We start from the raw sequence: 12167 nt of genomic DNA, 5'->3' as shown, positions 1-12167 counted from the left end.
TCCTTCTAGTTATTCATGCTGTGGAATCTTCCTGCGCATATACAGTGCGACCTCTTCACTTCTTGTATCGTTATTGGAGTATAGCGAGAGGTCAAATCCTTCGATCTGAAATCCGCATTGCATATAGAACTGTACTGCGGCTACATTGGTATTTTGCGTCTCAACCGTCACCGCTCGTAACCCGTTGTCTCTAGCCAAGTCGGCCATCTTATCGATAAGAATCTTGCCGTACCCTTTCCGCTGATGGCGCTCATGAACCTGAAGATGCCAGATTAACAACGTATTATTCCAGTATTGAGGCTCAGCAATCGCAAGCGCTACTAACTTCTGATCGACATACACCCCATACGAATAACCTAATGTAACAAGCTGGTTATATCGCTTCAGATCCTCTTCATCATTCATTTCTTCCTTCACATACGGCGGATCTACATCAATGAGATGGAGTCGTACCGTGTAAGAGTAAGGTATCTCCGTCTCTTCTCTTGAACATTCTAATTTACGCGTGGATACATATCCAAAATGACCGAGCTGAGCAAATTCATCCATCGTTATCGATATGATTGGTCTTAATTCCACAGGCATTCCTCCTTATAACTTGATCACACACCCAATATGACACTAATTCGTTGCAATACTCGCAACGACACCTTCTCCCACATTGTAATACAACGCGCTCCCATCAATATATAAGCAATCCCATTCTCTGTATACAGGTTGGTCGAACATCATCACGATTTTCTTCATGGTATAATTGATTTCTTGAACTCGAATGACCTGACGATTCGGCACTGTTCGCTGTTTCTTCGCTTCATTAAACCAAGCCCTGCATTCTTCTTCCGTCAAATCTTCTGCGTACATCCCAATCTGGTTCTCCAATAGTGTCGCGAGCGAAAACGTATCATGCCGTTCTGGTGAATATGATCTTGAACCATTGATTCTCCACAGATCATAGACATCCTCACTCATCAAATAACGCTCTCCATCCACATGTACTGTTCTTCCTAAGGATTGGATCTCTTGCTGCAATGCCGTGTATAATTCTCGACTCCAAAATATACTTCCATATCGAATGCCCGAGGCCGCCATAAATTCTCGGTTCAAAGATGAATATTGATTACGGAGTGGTTCTTTCCAAACAACATATTCACCGAGATCCAGAACCTCTACATATCCCGAATCCGAGCATCCGGGGTAAAAACAATGTTCACACACATCAATTTGAATCATATTGAGTTCTGCGCCCAGATCGTACAGATTTTGAGTGATCAATTGACCATTAACATATAATTGGAACGTGTCATTAGGTGTTGGTACGATTTTATAGTTCTGTACTTTAATAAGCTCACCCCTCCAATGGAACATCTAATGTAAAATAAAATCTGACTCCATTAGGCGTATTCACAACCCCGTACGATTGCTGGTGCAGTTGTATAATTTCCTTCACAATGGATAATCCCAAACCGGTTCCCCCTGCCTGGCGACTGCGAGCGTCCTCTTCCCGATAGAAACGATCCCAGATCAGAGATAATTCATGCTCTGCAATGGTCGGCCCCTCATTTTCTACCGAAACACAGACATTCTGCTTCTGTACATCATGCTGGATGAGAATCTGAATTTGGCTTCCTTCGGTACCGTTATGAATGGCATTACTGAGATAGTTCAGGAGTACCTGTTCGATTTTCTCGGGGTCTCCCCAAGCATGCACATTCCGATCTCCCTGAATTTGAATCTCCATGCGCTTCGCCTTCGCAAGCTGCTCCATCTTCTCCATGGACTCTAATGCAAGTTGATTCACCGAGAATAACTCACCATGTAACTTCACTGCTCCGGCTTCCAGCCGAGTAAGCTCCAACATGTCTAGCACTAATTTCTCCATGCGATCCGCTTCTCGTAAAATGGTACGGATGTATCGCTCTCTTTTATTTTCGGCGATCTGGTCCAGAAGCCCTTCGGCATACCCCTTCACAACACTAATCGGTGTCTTGAGCTCATGAGATGCATCGGAAACAAAGCGCTTTTGCAGCTCTTCCATCTTACTTTTGTATTCCATCTCCAGGACGAGCTTCTCATTCGTCAATTGAAGCTCCTTCAGTGTGCGATCCAGATTCGAAGAGAGGCTGACCAGGCTCTCTGACAGACTGCCCAGTTCGTCTTTACTTTCAATAGAAGAGATCGCAGTGAAATCAAGCTTCGCCATACGTGCCGCGTTTCGGTTCAGCTGTAATAGCGGACGTGAGACCATTTTGGAGAATAAGAACGAAAGAACCACAATAAGCAGCAATCCCCCGGTAATACTGAAAAAGGCATAATATACCTCAAGTGCGCCAAATGCCTCGCCCAGCTGGGTTAACGGTGTTAGTGCAAAAAGATACTCGGTCACCTTCCCATCACGCAAGATGGGCTGGACAAACACGAGATTATGTACCCCGCTAATGGGTTCCTTCCACTCCATATGAAATGCTTCTCCCCGGTTCACCTGCTCGTTATACTCTGTTGGCAGAGGAAACCACACCTTAAGCGCAGCAGCCATAATGCCTTCTCTGTTATTCCACTGTCCGGGTGCTGGCAACAATAGAGAATCAATCGTTCCGCTCACCTCGATAACGCCTTCTCGATTCGCATTATACGGCAGTGATCCTACCGCAGGCGAGCCATTCTTACGAATGACATAGGGAGAGAATAACGAATGCCCTTGCTCCACATAATACTCTCCCTGTACCGTTATGCGATCGCCAGGCTGCAAGCCATATGCCGCCAATGCGGACATATCCGGAAAAAAGGAGACTGCAATGGATAACGGCTGCCCTGCGTCTGTACTCAGTTGAATGCGGAACGGGTTATCGTAACGAACCTCTCCGTCTGTATCCAGAATCGCCATTTGCACATGATTTTGCGTAATGAAGCTGCCCATAACGGTTGGCGTCTTCTCAGCAGGCCATTTCTGCTGGGTGTAATCCGAAGCGAAGGAGGCTAACTTTTTCCCGAGTTCAGTCGTACGCTCATGCTGGTAGAAACGTTCGAAGAACCAGAAATGCCCCGCCACAACTGCCGCGAAGAAGACGATATAGAATACCAGGTTCGCCACAAACAGCTTAAATACAATGCCTCTTGGCTTCATGACTCAACCTCAAATTTGTAACCGATGCGAAACACCGTGCGAATGTAACGAGCGTCTGCATCGAGCTTTTTGCGTAGATTTTTGATATGTGTATCCACGACACGAGGGTCACCAAAATAGTCCACGCCCCACACCTGATTTAACAGATGTTCACGCGTTAACGGAAAGTTCTTATTTTTCAGCAAATGCAGCAGCACATCATACTCTTTATAAGACAGCTCAATAGGCTGACCGTTAATCTCCACAAGACGTTTTCTCTCGTAAATGACCGTATTTCCAAAAGAAATCATCGGATCCTCCTGACCCACCGTGTGCTCCACACGTTTCATCAGCGTCTCTGCACGAGCAACCAGCACTCTTGGACTGAAGGGTTTGGTCACATAATCATCCGCTCCCAGTTCAAAACCAAGCAGCTTGTTCTCCTCCTCGGATTTGGCAGTCAGGATGATAATGGGCACCGTGGATTGTGAGCGTATCTGCTTACACACATTCCAGCCACTCACTTTCGGAATCATCAGATCCACAATGACGAGATCAACTGGACGAGTCTCGAATAACTCCAGTGCCTCTTCCCCGTTGGCCACTTCGATTACTTGCCAAGAGGATTGCGTGAAATAATCGCTGACCAGTTCGCGAATGGATTCCTCATCTTCTATTATTAAAACGGAACGTCTCACAATACTCCTCCTAAAAGTGCATGTTCAAAATGTACGGTTTAGCATGTGGACGTTTTGAACTGCCACTAAAAACACATGAATCACACAACTGTAATGTATTATAGCAACAATGATAATCATTTTCATTAAAATTGAACGTTGAAAAGGAGATGAAGGTGTTCCAGCATGTCTCTCTCAATTCATAGCACATCTCATTCCTCTCCTGCTCAAAAACGCTGGGGTCTATCGAAACGGGTATGGATCTACCTGACTTTGATCGTGCTACTTCTGTGTGGTTGTTACTTAGCCATGATATTTCATTTGCAGTCCAGCCGCAAAGATCCCATTCTGTTCAACTGGTTCGGCTGGTATGATAACGAATCACTGCTGCGCTCGGTCATGACAATACGTCTGCCACGCATCATCTCAGCAGTTCTAGTCGGAGCGGCACTTGGCATTGCTGGTTGCCTGCTACAGTCGTTAACGTCTAATGATCTGGCTGATCCTGAGGTCATGGGCATTAATCAGGGCGCCAATATGGCGATTGCTGTACTGCTGGTCTTGCTGCAATTTCAGACGTTTCGATTTTTTACAGTTACAGCCTCCATGCTTGGGACAGCACTAAGCGGTATGATCATCTATTTGCTCAGTGTGCGCAGTCGTTTCAGTTCCAGTAGTGTGGTGTTGACAGGGCTTGTAAACAGTCTGTTCTTCAGCTCGATGACAACTACCCTCATCATCTTCCATGATACGGATCTGTATCAGCTTCTTCGCTGGATGGCGGGTGATCTATCAGGTATGTCCTGGGATGACGTCATATTCTCTCTGTTCACGCTTGCTCCTATGAGCATCGTTTGCTGTTTATTTGCCGCTCAGTTAAACGTGTTATCGATGGGTGAGGACACAGCCATCTCTGTGGGACAGCGACTCACTGTTGTTCGCAGCGGGATTATGATTGCGATTATCGTACTGGTAGGTGCAGCAACAGCCATATGCGGTCCGATTGGATTCATCGGTCTAATGGCCGTACATATCGTTCGTACATTGGTAGGTATAGATTACCGTATCATTCTGCCACTCGCAGCACTTACGGGCAGCGTTCTGCTGGTATACGCTGATCTCGTTGGACGAATGTTGTTCTACCCGATTGAATCGCCTGTTGGACTTATCACTGCATTCATTGGAGCTCCCTTCTTCATTGTCCTGATGCGTATGCGTGGGAGGAAGAACGGATGAGCAATATGAAGATTATATCTTTCCGTAGCAAAGGTCGTTACTCTCTTCTAATGGCTACCGTACTCGTGATGATCGTTGTTGTCTTTATCCTGTCACTTCGCTTCGGGGCTACACCGGTTACCTTTGGCGAGATTGCTAACCAGTTTCGCGCACAAGCCGGCACCATCTATGAGCTTCGGTTGCCGCGTGTACTCTGCGCCCTACTTGTAGGTGTTTCTGCTTCTGTGGCAGGAGCTATTCTGCAAACCGTGCTTCGTAACCCACTTGCTTCACCCGATGTCATTGGCGCGACGGCAGGTGGTGGGCTTGTAACCGTGCTTATTATTCTGCTTGCACCTTTAACGCCAGCGATCTGGCTTCCAGTCTACTCGATGGCAGGTTCCGCAGCAGCAAGTGTACTTATTTTCCTTTTGGCTTATCGGCGTCAAGGCAACTCCATGATTCGACTGGCGCTAGTGGGGATCGCTGTGAGTGCGGCTCTGCAAGCCATCATCAAAATGTTAATTGTCAAATACGCCATGAGCTCCAGTCAGGCACTCGTCTGGCTCAAAGGCAGCCTTTACGCACGTAATCTTCAACACGCCGAGCTATTATGGCCATGGACGGTAGCTGGACTAATCGCCGCCTTGCTGCTTGTGCGATATCTGAATGTGTTGAAGCTGGATGAGTCGATACTTGTGTCATTAGGCACCCGCGTACGTACCGTCCGGACATTACTGCTACTCGTGGCATTGGCATTATCCGCAAGTGCTGCCAGCATCTCGGGTAATCTCAGCTTTGTTGGACTGATCATTCCGCATCTGTCCCATAAATTGACCGGGGAGAACTTCATCCGTTCCCTACCTTTTACCGCAGCTTTGGGTGCGTTACTTGTCATGCTCGGCGATCTTCTAGGTCGTGTCATTGTACCACCGATGGAGATTCCCGTCGGCATCATCACGTCACTTATTGGTGCACCTTATTTTGTATATCTAATCATCAAGCAAGGACAGAAAAAATAACTTATATGGAGGAAAAACACCTAATGAACCGTAAATCACTATTCTGGAGCTTCATCTTAATCATGACACTGGTTCTCGCCGGCTGTGGGGGACAGACAGCGGGAAACACCGCAGGCGGGACAGCGGATCAGGGGCAAACTACCAATACTGCTGATACAGACAATAACGAGACGACTTCTGCTTCCGATGCAAACACAGATCAAAGCTCAAGTGAAGACAGTGCAACTAATGCACCGTCCATTACTTCGAATTCCGATGGTTCCTATGTCGTCAAAAATGCGTGGGGAGACACTACATTATCTCGTTCACCACAAAAAATTGTGACACTGCACTTCTCCTTTACAGATGAGTTAGTTTCACTGGGGATTACACCCGTTGGCATCGCTGGCTCTTACAATGCAGAGGTGCTTGGATATCTGAAAGACAAAGTGACGGACTATACCTTCGTAGGCAATCATCAGCAGCCTAATCTGGAGGTCATCTCTTCCCTCAAACCTGATCTCATTATTGCGAATGCTGATGTCCATGGAGCGATTCGTGATGATCTAGAAAAGATCGCACCAACCATCGCCCTCTACACCAACGGTTATGGTGATATGGAGCAGAACTTTGCTGTGCTCGGAACATTACTCGGTAAAGACAAAGAGCACGATCAGGTGATGAGTGAGTTCAATTCGAATATAGAACAAACGCATTCCCAAATTACCGGCACTCCTAAAGTTATGGTAGTGAAAGTGCTGGAGAAGAACTTTTATATCTGGATGAAAACATCCTATATCGCTACACTGCTAGAGAAAATGGGGGCAGAATATAGCTTCGATGAAACCAAATCCAGTCAGCAGCAAACACCAGGTAAAATTGATGTTGCCGATGTTGATCTGGAGACACTAGTACAGGAAAACCCAGATTATCTGGTAATATACGGCGCTCAGGCCGACCTTGATAAATGGATGGGTAACAGCACTTTCCAAACGATCAATGCGGTGAAAAACAACCATGTGCTGGTTGTGAATGACGAAGTATGGGCATTAGGTAAAGGTCCGTTGTCTGGAGCAGAAGTCTTGAAAGAGGCTTTGCCATTCTTTACGAAGTAATACAGTCACACACATATGTAAAGTAACTCACGGTGGAATATAGCTTGTGGATAGGGTAGTGAAATTTCTAACTCACAAGATGTCCACCGTGGGCTTTTTTTGTTATATTCAATCAAACTTTCGTTTTATCTATCTCGTAATGCCATATATCTAATAAACATCCTCGAACCCCAATATGAACCAACATCTGTGTGCTGCGTAAAACACAATATAGAAGCAGGATAATGTTGCCTCCATTGAAGCTTTGGACCAACCTGGATTTCCTAACTTAAAGACAACCCATTGATCCAATTCAACTCTCAGATCTGAGAGCAGTGCCTGTGATAGTTTCCTTGCCTCAATCTCATCAGTTACAATGGGCTCTGTACATGTGCCTTGGAGAAACATACTGATTAGCGAACCTTCCAACTCATAGCGATTTAGCACCATTGCTTGATCCAACACATCCTCGTTAATTGGAAAAAAGTCAGCATACTCTTCCATGAATTCTTCACTGGAAAGAAGGCATTTCAACAAGTACGTTTTCTCTGTATGTAATGCAAAATCCATAGGCTTAGTATGTCTAAACAACGAAAAGTAAAACTGACTCGTACCTGTGTATCTCCGTTTCAATACATCTATCGTATGGTATGAAATCTCCATGTAAACCTAATCACCTCATTCTAAGTAACCTAGATAATCCCTTCTCTTACGAGCTCGCTTTTTTGATACGACCATAGATGTTCATCATCATTCACCATTCTTTACTTTACCAATCTTCTGTATCGCGATGCCTACCTAAACCTACAGTATCAAACTCGTCTTTGCCCTGTAATTTGCATACTCCTAAAATTTCAAGTGATCGGTTGATTGCAGACTGACTTAACGTCTCCTCGAAAATAACCTGACTGGAGTCCCATACCATTGCATTCTGTGAGCCTGTTCCTCCGAAATATTCAGCTTCAATATAAGCGACCAAGCCGAGCTTAGAGATTTCTCTACAATAGGAACTAATGATATCCGTCAAATACTCATAGTTAGGTATGGTTGTACCTTGATTCTTATTAATCTCGTCATATAGCTCATCTGTTAGGGGGATAACGATTAATCCATTGTATAACGGGATGACCTTAGCGCTCGTATACTTGTCCTTTAATCGTTTCATAACATCAAGTGATGTGACTATTCCTCTAAAATCGTATCCCATGGGTTCACCTACCCTACTTTTTATATTTCCCTCTATGATAATAAGCTTTACCGCCTATGATCATTTCGATCATTTTGATATATTTCGGAATTAAATTCCCCAGTACGAAGAGTTCATAAAATGTATCACTTTGACGAAGTTCTTTCGTATTACTGGTACGTAAAGAAACACCAAAGTTGCAGCCTTCAGGCACGGTGTCATCCCATTCTTGCAGAGTTCCTTCTTTAAATGGCTTAGATATATTTACTTCTATCTGGTCTTCATCATACGCCCAGCTCCAATTATTTTCATTTTCAAAATCAAACTGGAAGGCATCAGTATCAATTAATGCACTTAAGCTTTTCGTGAACTCCTCTAATGTTAAATTAGATTGGAACGCGATATGCTCAAAGATCCCATTCTCCATCTCGATGTTCACCCCTTCTCTATGAATCTAATTATCTATTACACAGCTACACATCTGCTTGGATCAAACGATACTCATAATCAAACCCTGCATGGATACGATGCCCACCAAATAGGTCTCCGTCCGAGAACTCACAGTAGATCTGATTCTTCCGAATCTCAATATCGAGCAGTATAATAGCTTTTACAAAGTCTTCAATAGACACGTCATATTTGCCAGCATCAACATCATCCCAATTTAAGTTTTCATCATCCTCATCATATTCGGGCCAAAAATCATTTTTATAATCGATTAAGTGATGTGCTACTTGTGCCTTAGCCTTGTTTTCAAATTCCGCAGTCTCACAGAATATCTTCTCTGCTCTGCTCATTAACTCGTCTACATTCGCGCAATCTTGCTCAAGCCTTAACGTATAATACACTTTCCCTTCCGTATGCTCGTATGTATTAAATTGCTCGTCATACTTAAACGAACCCATTATTTTACTATGAATTACCTTTTGCATGAATGACTACCTTTCTTTTTCTATCATATGTATTTATCTGAATTAACAACCAGCGTGTAATCCGTACCTATACTTGGTGAAGTCCAACGTATGATTGATTTTGGATTGAAAGAACTCAGTACATTGTTGATTTGCATTGATTATTCATTTTATTCTCTCCTGGGTACAAATTGTTCCATGCTCTTAGCCCAATAAGGAACACTTAAAAAAACTCTCACTACATTGCTCCCTAGATGTTAATTTCATCCCAGTTCAGAATGACGTAGCCAATTTGAATGACGATCATAACCAGATAACTTATCCCTATAGCGAGGCTGAACTTAATACTTTTCTGGCTGACCCTATACTCCTCTGTACTGATCCTACCATGACGTAGTCGGGATTGAAGCCTGTTCTTTGTTTTCAAGATCAAGTGCAACTCAATGATTCCGAATACTGCCCAGAGCAACGTAAACATCAATAATACCGCATTTGAAACAGACAAGAGAAACAGCACGCCCTCATCCGAAGTTGTACCACATTTGAAGCTCAAATTGACAATCAGGGTTAGAATAAAGAAAGCAATACCAATGTAACTGTAATATGGTGTATATTTGGAACTTCTCAGAATAGCTCTTCCTCTCTCGTTGTTCTCATTTATTGCTCAAAACCAAAATGCATAAAACTCTTCCGAAAACCAAAACCATACAATTCCCAGGATCATCATAACGCTTCCGCATATTTTTAATAACACTTCTATCCAACTTGGAATATCGTCACTCGGTGGGTTATCCTCAAATTCCGCATTGGGTTTAATACGTCTGTATCTCAAGAAGACGAAGCACCTATATAAAATGTCTGGAAAAAAGTAAACGATCACACCCATGATAAACATTGGAATGGATAAATAACCAAATGTACTGCTGTCCCATTCCATCTCGATCATTTTCATTTTATAAGGATACAGATCCATTAATCTTTTATTTATCAAAATGCGCCCGCTCTTCCTGCTGGGAACTAAATATATAATCTGGATACTTGTTTACCATGGGAGGAAGCTGATGTGTAGGGAAAAATTGAAGCTCTTTCATTTCGTCATTATCGGGAGAAAGTTGTCCAGATTCAATTCGACATTCAAAAATAATCGTTATGTATTCAACCTGATGGCCGTTCGCATAGGTAAACCGTTGATCTTCACCACCGTAAACCCCAATGATTTTCTCTGGTTCGATCACAAGCCCCGTCTCTTCCATCGCCTCTCTAACCATCGCTTGAGCTGGTATCTCACCTAGTTCAATAGCTCCGGCAATCAATCCCCAAGTCGACTCCTTATGCTTACGACCAAACAATATCTCCCCTTTCTCATTACGAATAATCCCAGCCACACCTGGCATAAAAATAAGCTGGTTGCCAATCTTGTCTCTTAGATTTTGGTAATAGTCAGACATGCCCATATTCTTAAAATCCCCCTCTGGTTATAACGGTACTTACGTCCAATTGCCACATCATTTACTTAGCGATCTGAAAAGGTACTACACTTTTTTATTAATAATATGGTTGTTGTCATCTGAATTACCTTGATTCTGTCTTTTCACTTCAGCTCTTAAGTACCTGACTTCTTTAATTAGAACATCAAGTCTTCTTGACGTTTGGGATGAATCTATGGCATAACGTATAACAAAGGCAATGATGAGAAACGCAAAAAAGCTCAATAATAATACTATTAGAACACCGAACAATCCCATACAAGTACAACTCCTTACTAACTAAAACTATATATCTGTGATTGCACATGAATGCTTATCTCAATTTTTCTAAACAGATCGCATTCAATATGCCCTACTCTATTTCTACCAGAAAATCCTTACAACGAACAATCAGTTCAGGCAGGCATACACCTTCTTAATCTGTGACGAAAATTGTGCTGCACCTGGAATTCGTGTCCGTTTATAATAAGCGGTTAATTGATTAGGATGATTTTTGACAAAATCATATTCGATGATCATACTCGCTATGACCGACCTCGCAAAACCTAGAATCTCAACAACTTCAGAACGATCACCTTCATCAAGCTCCTCGCCCTCAGGAAATTCCCCGTCTGGATCATCATCTAATTCTTCACTAAACGTGATCCGAGCCACCACAAACGCGATGATGTTATCCTTGTCATTGTTGTATTGCTCCAGCAACCACCGAATGCATTCTTCTTCTGTTGGCAGAGAAGCCCCAAACCCTTCAAGCACATACTTCCGTTCCTTAAAAGCATCCATTAATAAGCTCGCTTCATAGCTGCCATGCTCGACAAATTTGATGTGAGGTTTAAGTTGAAGCAATTCTGCTATAACGGCCTGATACCAATCACTTGTTAGCAATTGTTCAAATGTCTTCATTAGAAAATCCTCCCTATATTTAGACGCACAGGTCTACGTGAAGGTTTGGAAAAACTTGTGTTTCACCTCTTTTTGGTTCCGTGCTGCCCATTCCTCTAACTCTTCTAACCCTGCGTTCTCTTGGCTAGATTCAAAATAAAAACATAGATCCGAAGGAACGAGTCTACGACCATGAAGCTTAATACCAATTCGCTTGTAATTCATATAGACACACTCGATTTGGGAGACGTCATACCTCTTGTTTTTGGTCGATATCACATAATCTTCGCATAGAGTAATGCTCGGCTTGGGCGAAAATACACGACGGATTAGAATCACCACATTAAGTACAGCGAAAGCCATAATACATAAGGCAGTATATTTATAGAAACCATCGCCGCTAGTGTAAAAATTTCTACCCATATAAAATCCAAGAATCAGCATGCATACTAACATCAACTTGGCTCTCGGATAGACAGTCAAATAACTCATCGTTATCCCCCTCTAACTGATCATCTCATCTTAATAGCATCTTACCACACTCTCCGCGTTTGAGATAATAAGGATATATTAGTGGTTTTTGGCTGTTATATAAATGTAATTAAAAGCCAAAA

At 43.2% G+C, this 12167-nt stretch carries 14 protein-coding genes; 3 read left to right on the top strand and 11 right to left on the bottom strand.

What is annotated here, in order from left to right:
• Positions 1–9: 9 nt before the first annotated feature.
• From M3636_RS12290 to M3636_RS12275, 4 genes are all read right to left on the bottom strand, one after another.
• Positions 10–579, bottom strand: a complete 570-nt coding sequence (locus M3636_RS12290; RefSeq protein WP_483311517.1) for a GNAT family N-acetyltransferase — start codon at positions 577–579, stop codon at positions 10–12.
• A gap of 42 nt (positions 580–621) precedes the next feature.
• The gene (locus tag M3636_RS12285) at positions 622–1230 is read right to left on the bottom strand and encodes a hypothetical protein (protein WP_251382723.1); all 609 of its coding nucleotides are present in this window, start codon (positions 1228–1230) and stop codon (positions 622–624) included.
• A 115-nt stretch (positions 1231–1345) separates the two neighbouring features.
• Positions 1346–3121 carry a sensor histidine kinase gene (locus M3636_RS12280; RefSeq protein ID WP_251382722.1) on the bottom strand — a complete coding sequence of 592 codons (1776 nt, stop codon included), beginning with the start codon at positions 3119–3121 and terminating at the stop codon, positions 1346–1348.
• Positions 3118–3798: a response regulator transcription factor gene (locus M3636_RS12275; RefSeq protein ID WP_251382721.1), complete on the bottom strand. Its 681-nt coding sequence runs from the start codon at positions 3796–3798 to the stop codon at positions 3118–3120. The genes M3636_RS12280 and M3636_RS12275 overlap by 4 nt, the downstream gene beginning before the upstream one ends.
• A 165-nt stretch (positions 3799–3963) precedes the next feature.
• Between M3636_RS12275 and M3636_RS12270 the strand changes: the two genes are divergently transcribed.
• Genes M3636_RS12270 through M3636_RS12260 form a run of 3 tightly spaced genes read left to right on the top strand, consistent with a single transcriptional unit; the run spans position 3964 to position 7108 of the window.
• Entirely contained in the window at positions 3964–5013 is a 1050-nt protein-coding gene (locus M3636_RS12270; RefSeq protein ID WP_251382720.1) for a FecCD family ABC transporter permease, read from the top strand.
• Positions 5010–6014: a FecCD family ABC transporter permease gene (locus M3636_RS12265; RefSeq protein WP_251382719.1), complete on the top strand. Its 1005-nt coding sequence runs from the start codon at positions 5010–5012 to the stop codon at positions 6012–6014. Before M3636_RS12270 ends, M3636_RS12265 begins: the two co-directional genes overlap by 4 nt.
• 23 nt (positions 6015–6037) lie before the next feature.
• Positions 6038–7108 carry an ABC transporter substrate-binding protein gene (locus tag M3636_RS12260; RefSeq protein WP_251382718.1) on the top strand — a complete coding sequence of 357 codons (1071 nt, stop codon included), beginning with the start codon at positions 6038–6040 and terminating at the stop codon, positions 7106–7108.
• A gap of 150 nt (positions 7109–7258) precedes the next feature.
• On the opposite strand, the gene M3636_RS12255 is transcribed toward M3636_RS12260, so the two are convergent.
• The 7 genes from M3636_RS12255 to M3636_RS12225 form a co-directional block, all read right to left on the bottom strand.
• Positions 7259–7750, bottom strand: coding sequence for a hypothetical protein (locus tag M3636_RS12255; protein ID WP_251382717.1), 492 nt, complete (start codon positions 7748–7750; stop codon positions 7259–7261).
• 106 nt (positions 7751–7856) lie between these two features.
• Entirely contained in the window at positions 7857–8294 is a 438-nt protein-coding gene (locus M3636_RS12250; protein WP_251382716.1) for a hypothetical protein, read from the bottom strand.
• Between the two features lie 13 nt (positions 8295–8307).
• Positions 8308–8700, bottom strand: coding sequence for a hypothetical protein (locus tag M3636_RS12245; protein WP_251382715.1), 393 nt, complete (start codon positions 8698–8700; stop codon positions 8308–8310).
• A gap of 46 nt (positions 8701–8746) precedes the next feature.
• Positions 8747–9205 (bottom strand): DUF2262 domain-containing protein, encoded by a 459-nt coding sequence (locus tag M3636_RS12240; RefSeq protein ID WP_251382714.1) that lies wholly within the window; start codon positions 9203–9205, stop codon positions 8747–8749.
• A 959-nt stretch (positions 9206–10164) separates the two neighbouring features.
• A complete protein-coding gene (locus M3636_RS12235; protein WP_251382713.1) occupies positions 10165–10638 on the bottom strand; it encodes an NUDIX domain-containing protein in 474 nt (157 codons plus the stop codon).
• A gap of 423 nt (positions 10639–11061) precedes the next feature.
• Positions 11062–11574: a hypothetical protein gene (locus tag M3636_RS12230; protein ID WP_251382712.1), complete on the bottom strand. Its 513-nt coding sequence runs from the start codon at positions 11572–11574 to the stop codon at positions 11062–11064.
• Between the two features lie 33 nt (positions 11575–11607).
• Positions 11608–12045 carry a hypothetical protein gene (locus M3636_RS12225; protein ID WP_251382711.1) on the bottom strand — a complete coding sequence of 146 codons (438 nt, stop codon included), beginning with the start codon at positions 12043–12045 and terminating at the stop codon, positions 11608–11610.
• Positions 12046–12167 lie beyond the last annotated feature (122 nt).

The organism is Paenibacillus sp. MER 99-2 (assembly GCF_023714095.1).
Taxonomy (GTDB): Bacteria; Bacillota; Bacilli; order Paenibacillales; family Paenibacillaceae; genus Paenibacillus.
Note: the sequence above shows the minus strand (reverse complement) of the source record. Positions and strands in the feature narration are given on the sequence as shown.